General features: G+C 68.3%; 20 protein-coding genes. 12 read left to right on the forward strand and 8 right to left on the reverse strand.

The window, feature by feature from the left end; translation table 11 throughout:
- Positions 1-3 precede the first annotated feature (3 nt).
- From FQ142_RS16675 to FQ142_RS16695, 5 genes are all read right to left on the reverse strand, one after another.
- A complete protein-coding gene (locus FQ142_RS16675) occupies positions 4-1,290 on the reverse strand; it encodes an ABC transporter permease (protein ID WP_056420901.1) in 1,287 nt (428 codons plus the stop codon).
- Positions 1,287-2,600, reverse strand: a complete 1,314-nt coding sequence (locus tag FQ142_RS16680) for an ABC transporter permease (RefSeq protein ID WP_149424232.1) — start codon at positions 2,598-2,600, stop codon at positions 1,287-1,289. The genes FQ142_RS16675 and FQ142_RS16680 overlap by 4 nt, the downstream gene beginning before the upstream one ends.
- Positions 2,597-4,111: an ABC transporter ATP-binding protein gene (locus tag FQ142_RS16685; RefSeq protein ID WP_056420897.1), complete on the reverse strand. Its 1,515-nt coding sequence runs from the start codon at positions 4,109-4,111 to the stop codon at positions 2,597-2,599. The genes FQ142_RS16680 and FQ142_RS16685 overlap by 4 nt, the downstream gene beginning before the upstream one ends.
- 151 nt (positions 4,112-4,262) lie before the next feature.
- Positions 4,263-5,375: a BMP family protein gene (locus FQ142_RS16690; RefSeq protein WP_149424233.1), complete on the reverse strand. Its 1,113-nt coding sequence runs from the start codon at positions 5,373-5,375 to the stop codon at positions 4,263-4,265.
- A gap of 148 nt (positions 5,376-5,523) precedes the next feature.
- Positions 5,524-6,639, reverse strand: a complete 1,116-nt coding sequence (locus FQ142_RS16695) for a mannose-1-phosphate guanylyltransferase (protein ID WP_056420891.1) — start codon at positions 6,637-6,639, stop codon at positions 5,524-5,526.
- 200 nt (positions 6,640-6,839) lie between these two features.
- Here FQ142_RS16695 and sdhC point away from each other — a divergent pair, with 200 nt between their 5' ends.
- The 8 genes from sdhC to FQ142_RS16740 all read left to right on the forward strand — a co-directional run bounded on the left by sdhC (position 6,840) and on the right by FQ142_RS16740 (position 14,203).
- Positions 6,840-7,274 (forward strand): succinate dehydrogenase, cytochrome b556 subunit, encoded by a 435-nt coding sequence (sdhC, locus tag FQ142_RS16700; protein ID WP_072591539.1) that lies wholly within the window; start codon positions 6,840-6,842, stop codon positions 7,272-7,274.
- Complete coding sequence (locus FQ142_RS16705; RefSeq protein WP_056420888.1) at positions 7,274-7,717, forward strand: succinate dehydrogenase hydrophobic membrane anchor subunit; 444 nt, start codon at positions 7,274-7,276, stop codon at positions 7,715-7,717. The genes sdhC and FQ142_RS16705 overlap by 1 nt, the downstream gene beginning before the upstream one ends.
- Positions 7,718-7,736: 19 nt before the next feature.
- On the forward strand, positions 7,737-9,563 hold the full coding sequence (gene sdhA / locus FQ142_RS16710; protein ID WP_056420882.1) for a succinate dehydrogenase flavoprotein subunit: 1,827 nt from the start codon (positions 7,737-7,739) through the stop codon (positions 9,561-9,563).
- 2 nt (positions 9,564-9,565) lie between these two features.
- Complete coding sequence (locus FQ142_RS16715; RefSeq protein ID WP_045253530.1) at positions 9,566-10,333, forward strand: succinate dehydrogenase iron-sulfur subunit; 768 nt, start codon at positions 9,566-9,568, stop codon at positions 10,331-10,333.
- 77 nt (positions 10,334-10,410) lie between these two features.
- The gene (locus FQ142_RS16720) at positions 10,411-11,619 is read left to right on the forward strand and encodes a YihY/virulence factor BrkB family protein (RefSeq protein WP_149424234.1); all 1,209 of its coding nucleotides are present in this window, start codon (positions 10,411-10,413) and stop codon (positions 11,617-11,619) included.
- 10 nt (positions 11,620-11,629) lie between these two features.
- Positions 11,630-12,472 (forward strand): exodeoxyribonuclease III, encoded by an 843-nt coding sequence (locus FQ142_RS16725; RefSeq protein ID WP_188042461.1) that lies wholly within the window; start codon positions 11,630-11,632, stop codon positions 12,470-12,472.
- A 45-nt stretch (positions 12,473-12,517) separates the two neighbouring features.
- Positions 12,518-13,522: a tryptophan--tRNA ligase gene (trpS, locus tag FQ142_RS16730; RefSeq protein ID WP_082539507.1), complete on the forward strand. Its 1,005-nt coding sequence runs from the start codon at positions 12,518-12,520 to the stop codon at positions 13,520-13,522.
- 24 nt (positions 13,523-13,546) lie between these two features.
- A complete protein-coding gene (locus FQ142_RS16740; RefSeq protein ID WP_262492187.1) occupies positions 13,547-14,203 on the forward strand; it encodes a hypothetical protein in 657 nt (218 codons plus the stop codon).
- Between the two features lie 40 nt (positions 14,204-14,243).
- On the opposite strand, the gene pth is transcribed toward FQ142_RS16740, so the two are convergent.
- Together pth and FQ142_RS16750 are read right to left on the reverse strand one after the other, a co-directional pair.
- Positions 14,244-14,825, reverse strand: a complete 582-nt coding sequence (pth, locus tag FQ142_RS16745; RefSeq protein WP_056420867.1) for an aminoacyl-tRNA hydrolase — start codon at positions 14,823-14,825, stop codon at positions 14,244-14,246.
- A 119-nt stretch (positions 14,826-14,944) separates the two neighbouring features.
- Positions 14,945-15,568: a 50S ribosomal protein L25/general stress protein Ctc gene (locus FQ142_RS16750; protein ID WP_056421182.1), complete on the reverse strand. Its 624-nt coding sequence runs from the start codon at positions 15,566-15,568 to the stop codon at positions 14,945-14,947.
- Positions 15,569-15,791: 223 nt separating this feature from the next.
- Here FQ142_RS16750 and FQ142_RS17705 point away from each other — a divergent pair, with 223 nt between their 5' ends.
- From FQ142_RS17705 to FQ142_RS16765, 4 genes are all read left to right on the forward strand, one after another.
- Positions 15,792-15,917: a hypothetical protein gene (locus FQ142_RS17705; protein ID WP_256381367.1), complete on the forward strand. Its 126-nt coding sequence runs from the start codon at positions 15,792-15,794 to the stop codon at positions 15,915-15,917.
- An 87-nt stretch (positions 15,918-16,004) separates the two neighbouring features.
- Positions 16,005-17,453, forward strand: a complete 1,449-nt coding sequence (gndA, locus tag FQ142_RS16755) for an NADP-dependent phosphogluconate dehydrogenase (RefSeq protein ID WP_149424236.1) — start codon at positions 16,005-16,007, stop codon at positions 17,451-17,453.
- Positions 17,454-17,606: 153 nt separating this feature from the next.
- Positions 17,607-18,335: a response regulator transcription factor gene (locus FQ142_RS16760; RefSeq protein WP_056420864.1), complete on the forward strand. Its 729-nt coding sequence runs from the start codon at positions 17,607-17,609 to the stop codon at positions 18,333-18,335.
- Positions 18,336-18,361: 26 nt separating this feature from the next.
- On the forward strand, positions 18,362-19,831 hold the full coding sequence (locus FQ142_RS16765; RefSeq protein WP_149424237.1) for a sensor histidine kinase: 1,470 nt from the start codon (positions 18,362-18,364) through the stop codon (positions 19,829-19,831).
- A 470-nt stretch (positions 19,832-20,301) separates the two neighbouring features.
- On the opposite strand, the gene FQ142_RS16770 is transcribed toward FQ142_RS16765, so the two are convergent.
- Positions 20,302-21,816, reverse strand: coding sequence for a flavodoxin reductase (locus FQ142_RS16770; RefSeq protein WP_301285567.1), 1,515 nt, complete (start codon positions 21,814-21,816; stop codon positions 20,302-20,304).
- Positions 21,817-21,874 lie beyond the last annotated feature (58 nt).

The following is a 21,874-nucleotide window of genomic DNA, read 5'->3' on the forward strand; positions in this document are numbered from 1 at the left end:
CTCCTAGGACTTGATGTACGGCTTGCCGCTGGCAGCGGGCCCGCGGATCTGACCGGCGAAGCCCGCCACCGCGAGCAGCGTCACCACGTACGGCAGCATGAGCATGAACTCGCCGGGAATCGGGGTCTTCAGGATCGACAGCAGGTTCTGCAGGTTCGTCGCGAAGCCGAACAGCAGGGCGGCGAGCGTGGCGCGGATCGGGTCCCAGCGGCCGAAGATCACGGCGGCGAGGGCGATGAAGCCGAGGCCCGCGGTCATGTCCTTGCCGAACTGCGGCACCGAGACGAGCGTGAAGTACGCACCGCCGATGCCGGCGATGGCGCCGGCCAGGAGCACGTTCCAGAAGCGCGTCGCGTTGACCTTGATGCCGACGGTGTCGGCGGCCTGCGGGTGCTCGCCGACGGCGCGGAGCCGCAGCCCCCACTTGGTGCGGTACAGGCCCCAGGCCACGACGGCAACGGTGATGAACATGAGATAGACGATGAAGGTCTGGTTGAACAGCACCGGTCCGATGATGGGGATGTCGCTGAGAAGCGGGATCTCGATGCGACTGAACCGCACCGGGGTGTTGAGCGTCGCCTCGTTCGGAGCGAGGAGCGCCCCGTAGAGGAACCCGGTGAGACCGCTGACCAGGACGTTGAGCACGACACCGACGATGACCTGCTCGACGAGGTACTTGATGGCGAATGCCGCGAGCACGGCGGCGACGAGCACGCCGCCGACCATCGCACCCAGCAGGCCGATGAACGCGCTGCCCGTGATGCTCGAGAGCAGGGCGGCCGAGAAGGCGCCGAGCAGCAGCTGACCCTCGATCGCGACGTTCACGACACCCGCGCGCTCGCCGATCACTCCGCCGAGCGCACCGAACACGAGCGGCACCGACAGCGACACGGCGCCGAAGAGCAGACTGCTCACGGGCACGAGTCCGCCGGCACCGGCCCACACGAGGAACCCGAAGACCGCGAGCACGCTGAAGGCGATGACCAGCCAGATCGAGGGCGTGCGGTACGACCATGCGCGCAGGAAGGCCAGGACCGACAGCACCGCGAGGATCGCGATGATGACCCAGCTCGTCGGCCCGGTCGGCAGCGCCACGTCGGGCAGCGCGAAGGGCGAGGCGGGGTCGTTGAGCCGGAAGCTGCTGGTGCCGCTGCGCGGCACGAGCAGGAACAGGAGGGCCAGCAGCACGGTGGCTCCGGCGAGGACGATCGGCGCCTTGAGGTGCCGCTCGCGCACGGTGGCGAGCTGCACGGTTCCGTCGGCGGCTTCGGTCTGGGCGAGGGAGGTCATGCGGTCACCGCCTTCTTCGCGGCTTTGGCTCTCGACTTGGCCGCCTTCTCCGCATCGGTCTTGGGAAGGAAGAACACGGCGCGCAGCAGCGGCGGCGCGGCGATGAACAGCACGACGAGCGACTGCACGACGAGCACGATGTCGACGGGGATGTCCTGCGCCTGCATGGAGAACGACCCTGCCTTGAGGGCGCCGAACAGGATGCCGGCGGCGAACGTGCCCCAGGCGCGGCTGCGCCCGAGCAGTGCGACGGTGATGGCGTCGAAGCCGATGCCCGCGTCGATGGTCTCGGTGAGGCCGGTCGTGACCGCACCCTGGATCTGGTTCATGCCCGCGAGCCCCGCGAGCGCGCCGGCGAGGAGCATGGCGTAGACGTAGACACGCTGCACGCTGATTCCGGCGGCGCGGGCGGCGTGCGGGTTCTCGCCGACGGCGCGCATCCGCATGCCGAGGGACGAGCGCTCGATCAGCCACCAGACGAACAGCGTCGCGACGATGACGAGGACGAAGCCGAAGTCGAGCAGGGGGAACTGCGGCCCGAGCAGCTCGGGGAACTGCGCGCTCTCCGGCGTGGCATAGCCGAGGGCCTGGTTCGTGCCCGGCTTCTGGAGGAGGCCGGGGGTGCGGATCATCCACAGCAGCAGGTAATACGCCACGTAGTTCAGCATGATCGTGAGGATGACCTCGTGCGCCCCGGTGCGGGCCTTGATCAGCCCCGCGATGGCTCCCCACAGCGCACCGCCGGCGATGCCGGCGATCAGCGTCACCGGGATGTGCAGCCAGAACGGCAGATCGAGCTGGAACGTCAGGAGACCGGCGACAGCGACGCCGATGAGCATCTGCCCGCGGGCGCCGATGTTGAACAGGCCGACGCGGAACGCGAGGGCGACGCCGAGACCGGCTGCGACGAGCGGGGCGGCGAAGCCGAGCGTGTTCGTCAGAGGACGGATCTGCGCGGCGAAGTCCGCACCGCGCGCGTTGAAGATCGCTCCGCGGAACAGGGCCTCGTAGCCGTTGTAGACGGCGTTCCACACGGCGGCGATCGTGTCGCTCGGACGCTGGAAGAAGTAGCCGGATGCAGTGAGGACATCCTCGTTGGTGAGGGCGATGAGGATGCCGCCGACGACGAGGGCGAGGAAGATCGCGAGGATCGTGGTGACGGCGCTCCCCCGCAGCATCTCCTTCAGGATGACATTGCCCCGAGGGGGCGGCGGCACGTCTCCGGAGTCGCGCAGAGTGGTCGTCGTGTTCAGCGAGAGCTGATCGCCCGACCCCTCGTTCGAGCCGGCCTGCGGCGTCGTACCGCTCATGCGGCCACCTCTCCTTCGGCGGCGCCCGCCATCATCAGTCCCAGGGTCTCACGGGGGGTGTCACCGGGGACGATCCCGACGATGGTCCCCCGGTACATGACCGCGATGCGGTCGGCGAGAGCTGCGACCTCGTCGAGCTCGGTCGAGACCACGACAACGGGGATCCCCGCGTCGCGCGTCTCGATGATGCGCTTGTGGATGAACTCGATCGACCCCACGTCGACGCCGCGCGTCGGCTGAGCGGCGACGAGGAGACGCAGTTCGCGGCTCATCTCCCGCGCGATGACGACCTTCTGCTGGTTTCCGCCCGAGAGCGTGCCCGCCGGAGTGTGCGGACCCTGAGCACGGATGTCGTACTCCTTGATGCGCGCGTGGGCGAAGTCGTCGAGCGCCGCACGACGCAGGGTGCCGCCGCGGCTGAACTCGGGGTCGGCCGAGCGGTCGAGGATGAGGTTCTCTGCGACGGTGAAGCCGGCGACCAGTCCGTCTTCCGTGCGGTCCTCGGGGACGAAGCCGACACCGGCGTCGAGGATGGCCCGCACGCTCCTGCCGACGAGTTCGGTGCCGTCGAGAGTGATCGATCCCTCGACGCGCGATGCGAGGCCGACGATGGCCTCGACGAGTTCGGTCTGTCCGTTGCCCTGCACACCCGCGACGGCGAGCACCTCGCCGGGACGCACGGTGAAGTCGACGCCGTCGACGACGATGGCCCCCGCGGCGGTGAGAACGCGCAGGCCGGAGACCACCAGACCGCCCTCGCCGAGACGCGGAGCATCCTTCTTCACGGTGAGCTCGACCGCGCGGCCGACCATGAGCGACGCCAGCTCGCCGTTGGTGGCCGTGGGCGATGCCTCGCCCACGATGCGCCCGAGGCGCACGATGGTGATGGTGTCCGCCACTTCGCGAACCTCACGGAGCTTGTGGGTGATGAAGACGATCGCGGTTCCCTCATCGCGGAGCTGGCGCATGATGGCCATCAGCTCGTCGGTCTCCTGAGGGGTGAGCACGGCGGTGGGCTCGTCGAACACGAGCACCTTGGCGTCGCGCGAGAGCGCCTTGATGATCTCGACCCGCTGCTGCACGCCGACGGGGAGATCGCCGACGACGGCGTCGGGATCGATGTCGAAGCCGAAGCGGGCGGCGACCGCGCGCACGTGCTCGCGGGCCTTGGCGATGTCGAGGGTGCCGACGCCCTTGGTCTGCTCGTGGCCGAGCATGACGTTCTCGGCGACGGTGAAGACGGGCACGAGCATGAAGTGCTGGTGCACCATGCCGATGCCGGCGTTCATCGCATCGCCGGGGCCGCGGAACCGCTGCACCACATCGTCGAGGAGGATGTCGCCCTCATCGGCCTGGTACAGGCCGTAGAGCACGTTCATCAGCGTGGACTTGCCCGCACCGTTCTCGCCGAGCAGCGCATGGATCTGCCCGGGCTCGACGACCAGGTCGATGTGGTCGTTGGCCACGAGGGTGCCGAATCTCTTGGTGATTCCGCGAAGTTCGAGCTTCATATCTGCACCTTATCCAGAAGTGTGATCCAGAGGGTCTGCGGCGCAATCACCGGGGATCGCCCTGGTGCGCCGTGAACAGTCATCATCGTCCGCCCACGGCACGGGGCGAGTGGCCGCTTTCACCACTCGCCCCGTGCTGGACCACGATGACTTACGGGGAGTTCGGGGACTCCACCGTGATGTCGCCGGAGATGATCTGCTCCTGCAGCGCTGCGATCTCGTCGAGCAGGCCGTCGGGCAGGTCACCCTCGAACGAGCCGAAGCCCGAGAGCTTCACGCCCTCGTTCTCGAGCGTTCCCACGTACGGCGCCGGGTCGAAGTCGCCCTTGGAAGCGGCGATCGTGGCGTCCTGGACGGCGACGTCGATCGCCTTCATGATCGAGAAGAGGGTGACGTCGGCCACCGACTCGTCGGCGACGGCGAGGTCGCTGTCGACGCCGACCATGAGCGTGTCCTTGCCGCTGTCCTTGATCGCCGCAGCGGCGCTCTGGTAGATCGGACCGCCGACGGGGAGGATGACGTCGACGCCCTGGTCGAGCACGCCCTGAGCGGTCTGCTTGGCCGTGTCGTTCGCGTCGAACCCGCCGGTGAACGAGCCCTTCTGCGTCACGTTGTCCCAGCCGAAGACCTCGACGGCGCCGGACTTGTCCTCGTTGTACTTCTCGACGCCGAGCTGGAAGCCGTCCATGAACACGGCGACCGACGGGATCTGCATTCCGCCGAAGGTGCCGACCTTGTTCACACCGGCCTGCGCGGACCATCCAGCGGCGGCGTACCCACCGAGGTAGGCGGCCTGAGCGGTGTCGAAGACGAGGGGCTTGATGTTCGGAGCATCCGTGGTGCCGTCGAAGTCGGTGTCGGCGTAGTCGTCGATGATCGCGTAGTTGATCTTCGGGTTCGCCAGTGCGGACTCGACGGTCGCGGCGGACAGCTTGAAGCCGACCGAGACGATGAGCGAGCAGCCCTCGGAGACAGCGGTCTCGAGGTTCGGCGCGTAGTCGTTGTCGTTGGCCGACTCGAACTCGAGCGGCTTGACGCCGAGCTCGTCGGCCGCCTTGTCCATGCCCTCCTTGGCGGACTGGTTGAACGACTTGTCGTTCCACCCGCCGGCGTCGGACACGAGGCAGGGCAGGAAGTCGGATGCTGCGTCTCCGCCTGCATCACCACCGGATTCGGTGGGAGCCTGGCCGCAGCCGGCGAGAGAGAAGATGACGCCAGCGGCGACGGTTGCGCCCAGCAGCTTCTTGGTGGTGGAGATGGTCAACTCATGCCTCCTGGAAGGGTCCCGCGCCCATCGCGGATCGCTCAAAGTTACCTACTGTTTCGACTTTTGTGCATGCTCGACCCGTGGCCGCCTTCGAATGGTTACAAAGCTGAAACCAAGCCAGCCGATGAGCGCCGGCGGGTGCTCATCAGAGCACGTCGCCCCGACCGGTGAGCTTGAGCGACTCGACGACGCCCTTCACGCGCTGGGCGTGCTCGACCGTGGTCACCAGCAGAGCGTCCGGGGTGTCGACGACCACGATGTCCTTGACGCCGATCAGGCTGATCACTCGCGAGGTCTGGCTGACGAGGATTCCGCTGGCCGCGTCCGAGAGCACCCGGGCCTTGGGCCCCAGCACGGCGAGGTCGTTCTTGCGGCCGTTGTTGATGAGCTTGGTGAGCGAGGCGAAGTCCCCCACGTCATCCCAGTCGAAATGGCCGGGCACGACGGCGAGGCGACCGCGACGGGCGGCGGGCTCGGCGACGGCGTAGTCGATGGCGATCTTCTTCAGCCTCGGCCAGATGCGGTCGACCGCGGGGCCCCGACGTTCGCGGTCGTCCCACGCCTCGGCGAGCTCGAGCAGTCCGGAGTAGAGCGCGGGCTCGTTCTCGGCGAGCTCCTCGAGGAGCACGCTCGCCTTCGCGATGAACATGCCGGCGTTCCAGAGGTAGTCGCGATCGGCGAAGTACGCCTTCGCCGTCTCGAGGTCGGGCTTCTCCACGAAGCTCTCGACGAGTGCGGCCTCGCGCGCGCCCTCCACGACGAGCTCGGGACCCTTCTTGATGTACCCGAAGCCGATGGCGGGCTCCGTCGGGGCGATGCCGATCGTGCAGATGTAGCCCTCGCGAGCGACCTCGACCGCGTCTCGCACGGCGAACTCGAAGACTCGCGTGCTGCGGATCACGTGGTCGGCGCTGAACGAGCCGATGATGACGTCGGGGTCGCGGCGGTGGAGGATCGCGGCGGCGAGGCCGATCGCGGCCGCCGACTCCCTGGGCTCGGACTCGAGGAAGACGTTGAGGTCCTGGATGCCGGGGAGCTCGGCCTCGACCGCGGCCCGATGCGCGCGGCCGGTGACGACGGCGATGCGATCGGTTCCGGCCAGCGGCTCCAGCCGGTCCCAGGTGTCGCGGAGCAGCGAATGCCCCGACCCGGTGAGGTCGTGCAGGAACTTCGGGGCGTCCGCGCGCGACAGCGGCCACAGGCGGCTGCCGATGCCGCCGGCGGGGATGACGGCATAGAAGTTCGGAATCGGTTGGCTCACCCTGACAGGGTATCGCGGGCCGCCATCCGGACATCGGAGGCGGACATCTCGACATCGAGAGAGTTAGGTTCCCCTTCGTCGCCCGGTGCCCTCTCACGGGAATAGGATGGTGTCCGATCGGCCGTGCCCTACGACAGCACGTTCACGCTGGACAGACGCATCGCACGCGACCGAGTCACATCGATCCAGGGAGGACGACCGTGTCCACAAGCGCTCGCTTGACACCGTCGATTTCGGAAACCACTTCCAAGACGCCCCGCGGCACCCTCTACCGAGGTCGCGAAGGCATGTGGTCGTGGGTGCTTCACCGCATCACCGGAGTCGCCATCTTCTTCTTCCTGTTGGTGCATGTGCTCGACACAGCACTCATCAGGGTGTCGCCCGAGGCCTACAACGCGGTCATCGGCACATACAAGAACCCGATCATGGCCCTCGGCGAGGTCGTGCTGGTCGCGGGCATCGTGTTCCACGCGATGAACGGCCTGCGCATCATCGCGGTCGACTTCTGGTCGAAGGGCGCCAAGTACCAGCGACAGCTCTTCTGGGGCGTGCTCCTGGTCTGGGGCATCATCATGGCGGGCTTCGTGCCGCGCCACCTCATGCTCGCGTTCGCCGGCTTCGGAGGAGGACACTGATGACCGCTCAGACCGTCGCCGCTCCGGCACGCACCCGCCGCGGATTCAACCTCGAGAAGTGGGGCTGGCTGTTCATGCGCGGCTCCGGCGTCGTCCTCGTCGTGCTGATCTTCGGCCACCTGTTCATCAACCTGATGGTCGGCGAGGGCATCCACGCCCTCGACTTCGCGTTCATCGCGGGCAAGTTCGCCACGCCGTTCTGGCAGTGGTGGGACGTCCTCATGCTGTGGCTGGCCCTGATCCACGGCGCCAACGGCATGCGGACGATCGTCAACGACTACGTCACGAACAACACCGCCCGCAAGGCACTGACCTGGGCCCTCGGCCTGGCTGCGGCACTGCTCATCATCCTCGGCACGCTGGTCGTCTTCACGTTCGACCCGTGCCTCGGTGTGACCGAGACGAGCACGCTGTGGGAACAGTGCCAGACCCTGGGCAAGTAGAAGAGAAGGCATACGAGAAGTGACTACAGAGACCCAGGCTTCCGTCGTGCGCGACGGAGTGCACTACCACCAGTTCGACATCGTGATCGTGGGCGCCGGCGGCGCAGGCATGCGCGCGGCGATCGAGGCAGGCTCCGGCGCGAACACCGCCGTCATCTCCAAGCTCTACCCGACGCGTTCGCACACCGGCGCGGCACAGGGAGGCATGGCGGCCGCCCTCGCGAACGTCGAGGAGGACAGCTGGGAGTGGCACACCTTCGACACGGTCAAGGGCGGCGACTACCTCGTCGACCAGGATGCTGCGGAGATCCTCGCCAAGGAGGCGATCGACGCGGTCATCGACCTCGAGAACATGGGTCTCCCCTTCAACCGCACCCCCGAGGGCAAGATCGATCAGCGCCGATTCGGCGGGCACACCGCAGAGCACGGCAAGACCCCGGTGCGTCGCGCCTGCTATGCCGCCGACCGCACCGGTCACATGATCCTGCAGACGCTCTTCCAGAACTGCGTCAAGCTCGGCATCAACTTCTTCAACGAGTTCTACGTCCTCGACCTCCTGACGGTGAAGGATGCCGACGGCAAGACGCAGGTCTCGGGCGTCGTGGCCTACGACCTGTCCACGGGCGAGCTGCACGTCTTCCAGGCCAAGGCCGTGATCTTCGCGACCGGCGGTTTCGGCAAGATCTTCAAGACGACCTCGAACGCGCACACCCTCACCGGCGACGGCGTGGGCATCGTCTGGCGCAAGGGCCTCCCCCTCGAGGACCTCGAGTTCTTCCAGTTCCATCCGACCGGTCTCGCCGGACTCGGCATCCTCCTCACCGAGGGCGCCCGCGGTGAGGGCGCGATCCTGCGCAACGCCTCGGGCGAGCGCTTCATGGAGCGCTACGCCCCGACCATCAAGGACCTCGCGCCGCGTGACATCGTCGCCCGCTGCATGGTCCAGGAGGTCGCCGAGGGGCGCGGCGCGGGTCCCCACAAGGACTACGTGCTGCTGGACTGCACGCACCTGGGCGCGGAGGTCCTCGAGACCAAGCTCCCCGACATCACCGAGTTCGCCCGCACGTACCTTGGTGTCGACCCGGTCGTCGAGCCCGTGCCGGTGATGCCGACCGCTCACTACGCGATGGGCGGGATCCCGACGAACAACAACGGCGAGGTCCTGGCCGACAACGACACCGTCGTGCCCGGTCTGTACGCCGCCGGCGAGTGCGCCTGCGTCTCGGTGCACGGAGCCAACCGTCTCGGCACCAACTCGCTGCTCGACATCAACGTGTTCGGCAAGCGCTCGGGGCGCAACGCGGTCGAGTACGTCAAGACCGCCGAGTTCGTGCCGCTTCCCGAGAACCCCGCCGCCTTCGTCTCGGACATGCTCGAGGGGCTGCGCAACAACCAGGGCACCGAGCGCATCGCCGTGCTGCGCAAGACGCTGCAGGACGAGATGGACAAGGGCGCGCAGGTGTTCCGCACGCACGAGTCCCTGCAGCACGTGCTCGGCGTCATCGCCGATCTGCGCGACCGCTACCGCAACATCCACGTCGACGACAAGGGCAAGCGCTTCAACACCGACCTGCTCGAGGCCGTCGAGCTGGGCTTCCTGCTCGACATCGCCGAGGTCGTCGTCTATGCCGCGCAGAACCGCGAGGAGAGCCGTGGTGGACACATGCGCGACGACTTCCCGAAGCGCGACGACGAGAACTACATGCAGCACACCATGGCCTACCTCACGGGAGATGCGCACTCGTCCGACCCGGGCGACCACATCAAGCTCGACTGGAAGCCCGTCGTGTTCACGAAGAACGAGCAGGGCGAGTTGAACTACCCGCCGATGGAGAGGAAGTACTGAGCATGTCGAACGCCATCGCCGAAGCCCCCGCAGCCACGACCGAAGAGGCGGCGATCCAGTCCTTCATCGTCACCTTCAACATCCGCCGGTTCGACCCCGAGGTCGACTCCGAGCCGCACTGGGTCGACTACGACGTGGAGCTCTTCTCCACCGACCGCGTGCTCGACGCGCTGCACAAGATCAAGTGGGAGGTCGACGGATCGCTCACGTTCCGCCGCTCGTGCGCCCACGGCATCTGCGGCTCCGATGCCATGCGCATCAACGGCCGCAACCGTCTGGCCTGCAAGACGCTGATCAAGGACCTCGACATCTCGAAGCCGATCTACGTCGAGGCCATCAAGGGCCTGCCGCTCGAGAAGGACCTCGTCGTCGACATGGAGCCGTTCTTCGCCTCCTACCGCGAGGTCCAGCCGTTCCTCGTGGCGAACTCCGTGCCGGAGAAAGGCAAGGAGCGCGTCCAGAGCATCGCCGACCGCGAGATCTTCGACGACACGACCAAGTGCATCCTCTGCGCCGCCTGCACGTCCTCGTGCCCGGTGTTCTGGACCGACGGACAGTACTTCGGCCCCGCCGCGATCGTGAACGCGCACCGCTTCATCTTCGACTCGCGCGACGATAACGCCGCCGTGCGCCTCGACATCCTCAACGACAAGGAGGGCGTGTGGCGCTGCCGCACCACCTTCAACTGCTCCGAGGCATGCCCCCGCGGCATCGAGGTCACCAAGGCCATCGCCGAGGTCAAGCAGGCCGTGCTGCGCGGGCGTCCCTGACGCGACTCGTACGCAGCGAAAGGGCGGGCGCCCGGTCGGGCGCCCGCCCTTACGCGTCGCGTGGATAGGGTGAAGACGTGTCTGATCGTGATCGAGGTGCCACGGGCTCCGGTCGTGTCGACGCTGCGGTCGAGCGGGCCACCGCCCTGACGCAGCGCACCCTCGCGCTGTTCCCCGTGCGGGTGTGGCGGCACTTCCTGCAGCACAACGGGTTCCTCCTCGCGGCAGGGGTGAGCTATCAGGCACTGTTCGCGATCTTCGCGGCGATCTACCTGGCGTTCGCCGTCACCGGGCTGTGGCTCGGCGGCAGCTCTGAGGCGGTCGACGGCGTGATCGCCCTCGTGAACGGGTACGTCCCCAACCTGATCCGCGACGAGGGGGGCGTGTTCACCCCGGCGCAGGTGCGGGAGATCGCGGCGAACACCACCGGCGTGCTGAGCGTGACGGGTCTGATCGCCCTCGGCACCGTCATCTGGACCGCCATCGGCTGGGTCACCTTCTCCCGACGGGCGACGAGGGACATCTTCGGGCTGCCGCCGGATCTGCGCAGCTACGTCCTCCTGAAGGCACGGGATCTGCTGGCCGCGCTGCTCTTCGGGATCGCCCTGATCGCGGGCTCCGTCCTCAGCTCCGCCAGCGCGGCCGCGCTGACCTGGATCCTCGGCCTCGTCGGCTGGGATTCCGGATCGACGGGCTGGGAGATCAGCATCCGCATCGGCACGATCCTCTTCTCCTTCATCCTGCTCTCGAGCGCGCTCGCCGCGATGGTGCGCTTCCTGACGGGGACCTCGCTCGACTGGGTCGTGATCTGGCCCGGTGCGCTGCTCGGTGGAGGCGCGATGACCGTGCTGCAGTTCGGGGTGGGATTCCTGCTGAGCTACACCCCCTCGAATCCCCTCCTCGCGACGTTCGCGATCTTCATCGGCCTGCTGCTCTGGTTCCGGATCAACGGCGTCGTGATGCTGGTGGCGTCCTCGTGGATCGCGGTCGCCGCGCAGGATCGCGATCTGCCGCTGATGCATCAGTCCGAGGCGGAGCGGCGGGTGGCCGAGCACCGGACGCTGCTGCGCGCGGCGCGTATACGCGTGCGGGACGCCCGTGCCGCCGCCGACGAGGCGCCCTGGTTCCGCGCCTTCGCGGCGCGACGCGCACTGCGCGCGGCCGAAGACGATCTGCACGCGCTCGAGGCGTCCGCTCCCCCTCCGCCGGAGACGGCATCGCCGCTCGTCCAGCGCCTCCTGGCGGAGCCGGGGCGCACGTCTCCCGATGTCGGACCCCCTCGTTAGGCTTGTCGGTATGCCTCATCTGCGTATCGCCTCGGTCAATGTCAACGGGATCCGAGCGGCGGCTCGCAACGGCATGGCCTCCTGGCTCGACACCGCCGACGTCGACATCCTCACTCTGCAAGAAGTCCGAGGGCAGGACGAACACCTCGAGGCGGCTCTCCCCGGGTGGACGTTCGTGCACGACGAGGCGACGGCGAAGGGCCGAGCCGGTGTGGCGATCGCGAGCCGCACCCCTGCCCTCGCGACACGGACGGACTTCGGCGATGCGGACTTCGACTCGAAGGGTCGCTGGATCGAAGCCGACTTCCTGATCGGCGATCGCCCTCTGACCGTGGTCAGCGCCTACGTCCACAGCGGCGAGGCCGACACCCCGAAGCAGGACGAGAAGTGGAAGTTCCTCGACGCCTTCGGCGTGCGTCTCGCCGAGCTCGGTGAGGGCGACCGTCCGCTCGCTCTCGTGACGGGCGATCTGAACGTCGGCCACCGCGAGCTCGACATCAAGAACTGGCGAGGCAACCGCAAGAAGGCGGGCTTCCTCCCCCGCGAGCGGGCGTACTTCGACCGCTTCCTCGGCGCGGCGGGCGACACCGTCGAGGGCGTCGACGGCACCACCGGCCAGGGCCTCGGCTGGGTCGACGTCGGGCGCACCTTCCACGGAGAGGTCGAGGGCCCCTACACCTGGTGGTCGATGCGCGGGCAGGCCTTCGACAACGATTCCGGCTGGCGGATCGACTATCACCTGGCCACCCCGGCCCTCGCCGAGCGGGTCACCGCGTACCACGTGGCTCGGGCCGACGCCTACGACCAGCGCTGGAGCGACCATGCGCCCGTCGTGGTCGACTACACCTACTGAGCGTGCGGACTCTGCCGACGCCGGCATCCCCATAGGATTGATGCTGTGACGAAACCTCGCCTGTACTCAGGAATGCAGCCCTCCGCCGACTCCCTCCAGATCGGCAACTACATCGGAGCGCTCCTGCAGTGGCGGGAGCTGCAGACCACCAACGACGCGTTCTTCTCGGTCGTCGACCTGCACGCCATCACCGTCGCGCAGAACCCGGCCGAGCTGCGTGAGAAGACGCGTCGGACGGCGGCGCAGTACATCGCTGCCGGCATCGAGCCGTCGCTGTCGACGCTGTACGTGCAGTCGCACGTCCGCGCGCACGCAGAGCTCGCGTGGATCCTGTCCACCATCACCGGCTTCGGCGAGGCCGGACGCATGACCCAGTTCAAAGACAAGTCGGCGCGTCAGGGCGCCGACGCCACGAGCGTGGGCCTGTTCACCTACCCCGTGCTGATGGCGGCCGACATCCTGCTCTACCAGACCGATGTGGTGCCGGTCGGAGACGACCAGAAGCAGCACGTCGAGCTCACCCGTGACCTCGCCGAGCGCTTCAACTCGCGCTTCGGCAAGACCTTCGTCGTGCCGCGTCCGGTGATCCAGAAGGACACGGCGCGCATCTACGACCTGCAGAACCCCACCTCGAAGATGTCGAAGTCGGCGGAGAGCGACGCCGGCGTGCTGTGGATGCTCGACGACCCCGCCAAGTCGGCGAAGAAGATCATGCGCGCGGTGACCGACACCGAGGGGTCGGTGCGCTTCGACCGCGAGAACAAGCCCGGAGTCTCCAACCTGCTGACGATCTACTCCGCCCTCACCGGCCGCCAGGTCGGGTCGATCGAAGACGAGTACGCGGGCCGGGGCTACGGCGACTTCAAGAAGGGTCTGGCCGAGGTCGTCGTCGACGAGTTCGCCCCCGTGCGCACGCGCGCGCTGGAGCTCCTCGACGATCCCGCGGAGCTCGACCGCATCCTCGCCGCGAACGCCGCCAAGGCGGATGCCGTCGCCGACGCCACTCTCGGAGCGGTGTACGACCGGGTGGGACTGCTCCGTCGCATCTGACACGCTGCGCCATAGGATGGGGGCGTGACTGACCCGCAGCTGCCCCCGTCCGGCGCCGTTCCTCCCCCCGTACCACCCGCGCCTCCGGTGTATCAGCCGGCTCCACCCGCGCCTCCCGCGTACCAGCCGGCTCCGCCCGCGCCTCCGGCGTATCCGCAGTCGGCACCGTCGGCCCCCACCGCGCAGCCGTACCAGGCGCCCGCGGGTGCTCCCGTCTACCAGGCCAGCCCTCCCGGCACCTATCAGGTGCCGGTGGGCGGCTACCAGTCCCCCGCGGGCTCCTACCAGCCGCCCGCCACGGAGCCGAAGAAGTCCGGGGGCCTCGGCTTCAGCGCCCTGATCCTGTCGATCGTGGCGGCCGTCGTCACGCCCATCGTGGCCGGCATCGCGGGGTTCGAGATCGGCCGCCGCATCCCCGGCGGGCTGGACACCACCTCGCCCGACTTCCTCTCGGTCCTCTCCCCCGCCCGCGACCAGGTGCTGTGGGCGGAGGTGTCGTTCTGGACGGGCACGATCCTCGGGATCGCGGCGATCGTGATCGGCATCCTCGCCATCCGCAAGAAGCAGGGGCGTGGCGCCGGGATCGCGGCCCTGGTGGTCGCCGTACTGGGCCCCATCATCTTCTGGGTCGTCGTGCTCGTGACCGTATCGACGGGAACCGCCGCGGGCTTCCTGCCCTGACCGCCCTGACCGCCGTGCGCCTCCGGGCGTGCACCCGCGCTCAGCGCGGGGCGTGGTGCTTCTGCTGCGCGGCGAGGAGCCCCTCGGCGACCAGGAGTTCGACGGCATCCGCCGCGTCGGAGACGAGGATCGGCAGGTTCGCGCGTTCATCCTTGCCGAATGGCGAGAGCACCCAGTCCGCGGGATCCTGCCGTCCGACGGGCCGACCGATCCCCACCCGCACGCGCGGGAAATCGGGCGTGGTGATCGCTCGCGCGATGTCGCGCACGCCGTTGTGCCCGCCGTGTCCGCCGCCTGTCTTGAGCTTGACCGTGTCGAACGGGATGTCGAGCTCGTCATGGATCACGATGATCTGCTCGGGAGGCACCGAGTAGAAGCGCGCGAGGGCTGCGACCGGAGTGCCCGAGACGTTCATGAACGTGTTCGGTTTCGCGAGCACCAGCTTGTCTCCGCCCGGACGGAGCCACGTCTCCACGACGCGCGCGCCGCCCTTGTGCTCGCGGAAGGTCTCGCCACGCCGCGCAGCGAGCTCGTCGATCACCATCTGACCCACATTGTGCCGGGTCGCCTCGTATCGCGGGCCGGGGTTGCCGAGCCCCACCACGAGCCAGGTGGATGCCATGTCGTCGTCCTCTCGGGGGTGGGCCCTGTGCGGCGCCCGGGTCAGGATACGACAGAGGGGGCGCGATCTGCTCGCGCCCCCTCTGTGAAGCAGTCAGCCGTGGGCTGCGCCTGCGGAGATCACTCCGCGGCGTCCTCCTGCGCGGCCTCTTCCTCGGTCTCGCCCTCGGCGGGCTCCTCGGCGGTGGTGTCGGTCTCGAGGTCGAGCACCGGCACGGAGACCGCGACGACGAGCGTCTCGGGGTCGGTCAGCAGCGTTGAGCCCTTGGGCAGCTTGACGTCGGCGGCGGTGATGTGCGCGCCCTCTTCGAGTCCCTCGACGGAGACCTCGACGTTCTGCGGGATGTGCGTCGCCTCGGCCTCGATCGACAGCGTGGTCGCGTCGAGGTTGGCGATCGTGCCGGGGAACGTCTCGCCGGTGACGACGAGCGGGACGTCGATCGTGACCTTCTCGCCCTTCTTCACGACGAGCAGGTCGATGTGCTCGATGATCTGGTGCACCGGGTCGCGCTGGACGTCCTTGACCAGTGCGAGCTGGCCCTTGCCCTCGATGTCGAGCTCGAGGAGCGCGTTGGCGCGACGGATGATCAGCGAGACCTGGTGGCCGGGCAGTGCGACGTGCACGGGCTCGGTGCCGTGACCGTAGATGACGGCGGGGATCTTTCCGGCTGCGCGCAGACGGCGGGCGAAGCCCTTGCCGAAGCTCTCGCGGAGCTCGGCGACGACCTTGGTGTCTTCAGACATGGGGTTCTCCTTCGGGACACGCAGCGAGAGCCGCGCGGTGGTCTTGGAATTGTTCTCGAACGCAGACACGTGAGGAAAGCCACCGGCTTGCTTCGCCGCGTCGATAACGGATGCCAGCGCACGCGCAGAAGCATCCCTCGCCGAGGTACTCCTCTCATGGTACCGGATGAGCCGATAGGCTGAGAACACCGATTTCCCCTCTGCAGATCACGGAGTCTCACTCATGCTCGACGGCGTCTTCTTCTCTCACGCGATCGCCTGGCTCATCGGCGCGATGACGGTGTGCGCCGCGGGCTTCACCTTCGCCGCGCTGTTCTCGCTCGGACGCTCCGGCTACCGCAAGGACTGAGGGCGAGGGCGGCGACACACGGGAGCCTCTCCCCCGGCGCCGCGATAATCTGGACTCATCCCTCTCTTCTCGATCTAGGAGCCTTCTGTGCCCGAAGCATCAGCGAACATCGGAGTCGTCGGACTCGCCGTCATGGGGTCGAACCTCGCCCGCAACCTCGCCAGCCGCGAGGGCAACACGGTGGCGATCTTCAACCGCAGCTACGAGAAGACCGAGACGCTCCTCTCCGAGCATCCTGAAGCCGAGTTCGTGCCGGCCGCGACTTACCGGGAGTTCGCCGACAGCCTCCAGAAGCCGCGCACCGCGATCATCATGGTGAAGGCCGGCAGGCCGACCGACGCCGTGATCGACTCCCTCGTCGAGGTCTTCGAGCCGGGCGACATCATCGTCGACGGCGGCAACGCCTACTTCCCCGACACGATCCGTCGCGAGAAGGCCGTGCGCGAGACCGGCATCAACTTCGTCGGCGCCGGCATCTCCGGCGGCGAGGAGGGCGCACTGCTCGGCCCGTCGATCATGCCCGGCGGTTCGGATGAGTCGTGGGTCACCCTCGGGCCGATCCTGAAGTCGATCGCCGCCGTCGCCGAGGGCGAGCCCTGTGTCACGCACGTCGGACACGACGGTGCCGGCCACTTCGTGAAGATGGTGCACAACGGCATCGAGTACGCCGACATGCAGCTGATCGCCGAGGCCTATGACCTCATCCGCCGCGGCACCGGCAAGTCCCCCGCCGAGATCGCCGAGATCTTCGCCGAGTGGAACACGGGCGAGCTCGAGTCGTACCTGATCGAGATCACCGCCGAGGTGCTCCGCCAGGTCGATGCCGAGACCGGCCAGCCGCTCGTCGACGTGATCCTCGACCAGGCCGGCGCCAAGGGCACCGGCGCGTGGACGGTGCAGACCGCCCTGTCGCTCGGCGTGCCCGTCTCCGGCATCGCGGAGGCGACCTTCGCCCGCTCGCTCTCGTCGCACCCCGAGCAGCGTGCGGTGTCGGGCGACCTGCCCGGCCCCGAAGACGAGTTCACGGTCGAGGACACCGAGTCCTTCATCGAGGACGTACGCCTGGCGCTCTACGCGTCGAAGATCGTCGCGTACTCGCAAGGCTTCGACGAGATCCGAGCCGGCGCGGCAGAGTACGACTGGAAGATCGACCTCGGCGCGATCTCGAAGATCTGGCGCGGCGGCTGCATCATCCGTGCCCAGTTCCTCAACCGCATCGCCGACGCCTACCAGGCTGAGCCCGGCCTCCCGGTCCTGCTGACCGCCCCGTACTTCACCGAGGCCATCACGCGCGCACAGGCGTCGTGGCGCCGTGTCGTCATCGCCGCGGCCGAGGCCGGCATCCCCGCTCCGGCGTTCTCGTCGTCGCTGTCGTACTACGACGGCATCCGCGCCGACCGCCTTCCGGCCGCGCTCGTGCAGGGCCAGCGCGACTTCTTCGGCGCGCACACGTACAAGCGCATCGACAAGCCGGGAACCTTCCACACGCAGTGGTCGGGCGACCGCACCGAGATCGAGGCGGAAGACACGCACTGATCGCGTCTGCGACAGAACGAAGGCCCCGGCGGGAACGCCGGGGCCTTCGTCGTCTTCACGCGTCGTCCCTGAGGTCGCCGATGCTCCGGACCTCACAGCAGACGCATAACGGACTCCATAGAAAACCCATAGCTGATTCCGCAGGATGTACTCATGAGCACCGATCTCCCCGAACTGCACCGTCCCGACGGCTCCCCGCTGCGTATCCTCGCCGTCGATGACGAGCAGATGCTCACCGATCTGCTCGCGATGGCGCTGCGGATGGAGGGCTGGGAGGTGCGCACCGCATCCTCCGGCCTCGAGGCCCTGCAGGTCGCGCGCGAGTTCGAACCGGATGCCCTGGTGCTCGACATCATGATGCCCGACCTCGACGGGATGGCTGTGCTGCGCCGGCTCCGCGAGTCCGGCAGCCTGGTCCCTGTGCTCTTCCTCACCGCGAAGGATGCCGTCGGCGACCGCGTCGCGGGCCTCACCGCCGGTGGCGACGACTACGTCACCAAGCCCTTCAGCCTGGAGGAGGTGATCGCACGGCTGCGTGCCATCATCCGCCGCACCGGGCATGCGATGGCCGACGAGGGGCAGTCGATCCTCCGGGTGGCCGACCTCACGCTCAACGAGGACAGCCACGAGGTCGTGCGCGACGGCACCGAGATCGAGCTCACCGCCACCGAGTTCGAGCTGCTGCGCTACCTGATGCGCAACGAGCGACGGGTGCTGTCGAAGGCGCAGATCCTCGATCGGGTCTGGAGCTACGACTTCGGCGGCAAGTCGTCGGTCGTCGAGCTGTACATCTCGTACCTGCGCAAGAAGATCGACGCGGGCCGCACCCCGCTGCTGCACACCGTCCGCGGTGTCGGCTACATGATCAAGGCGCCGCAGTGAGCAGCACGGGGATGACGAATCGTCCGATGAGCCTGCAGACCCGGCTGATGACAGCCGTGATCGGGTTCGTCTCGCTCATCCTCGTGATCGTGGCCGTGATCACCAGCGCCCTCGTCGGGGGCACCCTGGAACGGCAACTCGAAGACCGCCTGGACGGCTATGCCGTGCAGGTGGCGAAGTGGGCGAGCAACGTCCCCGAGCAGTATGCGAGCATCGACTCCCTGCTCGACGCCACGAACGCCGTGCCGGGGATCCTGCTCGCGGTGTCGAGCCCGGAGAACGGCACCGGCGGCGTGGTCTTCCCCGACACCAAGGGACAGTGGAGCGGGGTGTCGCAGACGCTGACCGCGGCCGATCTCGCTCGCATGGACGCCGCGCTCGGCGGTCGACCGCAGGCCACGGTGACGCTCGAGGACTTCGGCTCGTACCTGGTGGTCGTGAAGCAGGCGCCGAACGGGGTCACCGTGGTGACCGGTCTCCCCCGCAACGAGATCCAGAATCAGCTGGCGACGCTGCTCACGGTGATCGCCCTGGCCACGATCGGCGGACTGATCCTGCTCGCCCTCACCACCGCGATCACGATCAGGGTCGGCCTGAGGCCTCTGCGGGCGGTCGCGGCGACGGCCACCCGCGTCGCGAACCAGCCGCTCGATCGCGGTGAGGTCGAGATCACCGAGCGCGTGCCCGCCGCCGAAGCGGACCCGCGTACTGAGACCGGCCTCGTGGGCGCCTCGCTCAACACCCTGCTCGACCACGTCAACGACTCGCTCGCCTCGCGTCAGAAGAACGAGGAGCGGATGCGCCGGTTCGTCGCCGACGCCAGCCACGAGCTGCGCACACCGCTCTCGTCGATCCGCGGGTACTCGGAGCTCTCGCTGCGCGCACTCAAGCAGCAGGCCGGGGAGGCGGCGATCGAGAGCACGACCACCTCGCTCGAACGCATCCAGGCGCAATCGCTGCGGATGACCCGGCTCGTCGAGGATCTGCTGCTGCTCGCTCGTCTCGACGAGGGCCGCGAACTCGTGTACGGCACGGTCGACCTCACACAGCTGGCGCTCGAGGGCCTGTCGGATGCCCGGCCGACGGCCGCCGACCACCACTGGAACATCGAGGCGCCCGACGAGCCGCTCGTCATCGTCGGGGATTCGGGACGCATGCACCAGGTGGTCGCGAACCTGCTCGCGAACGCCCGTACGCACACGCCTGCCGGCACGGCGATCACGCTGAAGGTCAGTCGCGAGGGCGACGAGGCGGTGCTCCGGGTGCACGATGACGGTCCGGGCATCGACCCGGCGGTGCGGGAGGAGCTGTTCGCGCGGTTCGCCCGGGGCGACAGCTCACGTGCCCGCCAGACCGGTGGTACCGGCCTGGGCCTCGCGATCGCCAAGGCGATCGTCGAGGGGCACGGCGGCCACATCTCCGTCGACAGCCGGCCGGGAGACACGACCTTCACGGTCCGGATCCCGCTGAGCCCCGGCGGAGTGACCTCCCCGTAAGCGGCACGTCTGCAGGATCCCGGCACGTCTCCGTGTCGAGGCGACGAGGCATTCTTCGCCGCCGTGGAATCCGCTCTGCGGCTGCGCCCGGTCGAGGGCGCAGGTCGCGCACGGATCCGCTCCCGGCTGCCTCGGAAGGCGCGGTGGCTCATCGACCTGGCTCTGGCCGACGCCGACAGCGGCCTAGGAGTCGCTGCTGCGACTGCGGAAGCCCCGGCGAGGTTTTCGAGACGCTGCGACTCGACGACCCATGATCCTGCACGACGGGCCGATCGTGGCAGAGGCCATCGTCACCGTCGTCGCTCGGCTTCACCGCCCGGTTCTGACGTACCGTCTGCAGGACCACGGCACGGATGCAGGACCACGGCACGGATGCAGGACCAGAACCCTCGGATTCATCCGCCGAACGTGCCCCGATCCTGCATCCGGTACGCGACGTGAGCGACAGAACCGGACGGGACCTCGGACCGTCAGTACCCGGCGAACGCGTCGGTCGTCAGAGACCGCGCCTTGCGGAGAGCCGGGGCGAGGTCGGCGATCAGCCGTGGCGGACCGGAGATGTACGAGTGCCGCTCTCCGAGATCGTGCACGTGACGCTCGAGTCCCGCGGCGTCGAGCCGGGCGCCCTGCGCCCAGCTCCAGTGCGCGGGCAGATCGCTCGGCTCATCGCGCGTGAACACGATCACCCGCGCCCCGGTCTCCGCGAGCTCATCGCGGAACGCGAGCTCCGCGCTGCTCGACGCCACGTAAACGAGCACCACGTCGCGTCGCTGCCCGGTCAGCTGCAGCTGGCGCAGCTGCGACACGAACGGGGTGACGCCGATCCCCGCGGCGACCATCAGGACGGGCGTCTCTTCACGGGGCAGCAGGAAGTCGCCCCAGGTGCCCGTGACCGCGAGGCCGGCTCCGGGCGCGGCATCGGCCAGTGCGCGCTTGTAGCTCGACGGATGCGCCTGATCGCCGTGCTTGTAGGCGATACGCAGCGTGGGAAGGTCGGCGGGCGCCGAGACGATGCTGAACTCACGTCGGGTGCCGCGCACGTCGGGGCGGCGATGCGGGACGTCGAGTTCGAGGTACTGACCCGGCAGGAACTTCACGGGCCCCTCGACGCGGAAGGTGAGCTCCTGCGCGGTCGGGGTGACCGAGCGCCTCTTCTCGAGCACCAGCTTCACGGATCCGCGCAGGGCGAAGGCGAACGCGAGCAGGTTCCCGATGAGCAGCGCGCGCTCCTGTCCGAGAGTGAACAGGGTGCCGACGGCGATCGGCCAGCCGGCGAGAACACCCACCAGCGCCGCCACCGAGAACTGCTGCCAGCGACGCGGCGGCAGGGTCAGCGGCTCGGACAGCATGAACGCCCCGAGGAACAGGAAGGGCGACTGCAGCACGGCGAACGAGAGGGCCGTGCCCACGTCGAACGCGAAAGAGGCCTCCTGTGCCTGGACGGCCTGGCGCAGGACCGAGACCGCGACGGCGATCACCAGGAAGACCACGACGATGCGCACCTTCTCGGTGCGCCACAGGACGGCGAGGCCGAGGATGACGACCGGGATGAGAAGCGAGGGCGTTCCCACCCACCACGACGACGACGTTCCCAGCCACTCGAAGGCGCCGAAGGATCCGAGGATCGAGACGACCGATGCGCCGAACGCGGCCGGATTGAGGATGTGCCTGCCCCGCCACACGATCAGGTACTTCGACAGGCTCGCGACGATTCCGGCGATCGCGAGGCCGAGGAGCGCGCTCGGCTCGATGCCGGGGCGGAGCACGAACAGCAGGATCAGTGCGGTCACGAGAGACGACTCGATACGCCACGGTCGGCGGAGGATACGCTGCGCGGCCGCGTCGACCAGGGAGATCACCACAGCGAGCACGACGAGGGAGACGAGGATCTCGAGCGGAGTGGGCGACACGATCACCCCCAGGGCCGACAGCACCACGGCGATCGCCGTGAGCGCGACGAGGGAGAACAGCACCATTCGGTACATCGAGATGCCGCCGAGCAGCGCGAGGACGCGCTGTCGGGCGGAGGTGATGAAGGTGATC

Origin of the sequence: Microbacterium sp. ANT_H45B, assembly GCF_008369345.1 — a bacterium.
In the GTDB taxonomy this organism is placed as follows: domain Bacteria; phylum Actinomycetota; class Actinomycetes; order Actinomycetales; family Microbacteriaceae; genus Microbacterium.

Coding starts and splice junctions, on each gene's coding strand:
- FQ142_RS16675 (WP_056420901.1), bottom strand. CDS start 1,290: ATGACCTCCCTCGCCCAGACCGAAGCCGCCGACGGAACCGTGCAGCTC.
- FQ142_RS16680 (WP_149424232.1), bottom strand. CDS start 2,600: ATGAGCGGTACGACGCCGCAGGCCGGCTCGAACGAGGGGTCGGGCGAT.
- FQ142_RS16685 (WP_056420897.1), bottom strand. CDS start 4,111: ATGAAGCTCGAACTTCGCGGAATCACCAAGAGATTCGGCACCCTCGTG.
- FQ142_RS16705 (WP_056420888.1), top strand. CDS start 7,274: ATGACCGCTCAGACCGTCGCCGCTCCGGCACGCACCCGCCGCGGATTC.
- FQ142_RS16715 (WP_045253530.1), top strand. CDS start 9,566: ATGTCGAACGCCATCGCCGAAGCCCCCGCAGCCACGACCGAAGAGGCG.
- FQ142_RS16725 (WP_188042461.1), top strand. CDS start 11,630: ATGCCTCATCTGCGTATCGCCTCGGTCAATGTCAACGGGATCCGAGCG.
- pth (WP_056420867.1), bottom strand. CDS start 14,825: ATGGCATCCACCTGGCTCGTGGTGGGGCTCGGCAACCCCGGCCCGCGA.
- FQ142_RS16750 (WP_056421182.1), bottom strand. CDS start 15,568: ATGTCTGAAGACACCAAGGTCGTCGCCGAGCTCCGCGAGAGCTTCGGC.
- FQ142_RS17705 (WP_256381367.1), top strand. CDS start 15,792: ATGCTCGACGGCGTCTTCTTCTCTCACGCGATCGCCTGGCTCATCGGC.
- FQ142_RS16760 (WP_056420864.1), top strand. CDS start 17,607: ATGAGCACCGATCTCCCCGAACTGCACCGTCCCGACGGCTCCCCGCTG.
- FQ142_RS16765 (WP_149424237.1), top strand. CDS start 18,362: ATGAGCCTGCAGACCCGGCTGATGACAGCCGTGATCGGGTTCGTCTCG.
- FQ142_RS16770 (WP_301285567.1), bottom strand. CDS start 21,816: ATGTACCGAATGGTGCTGTTCTCCCTCGTCGCGCTCACGGCGATCGCC.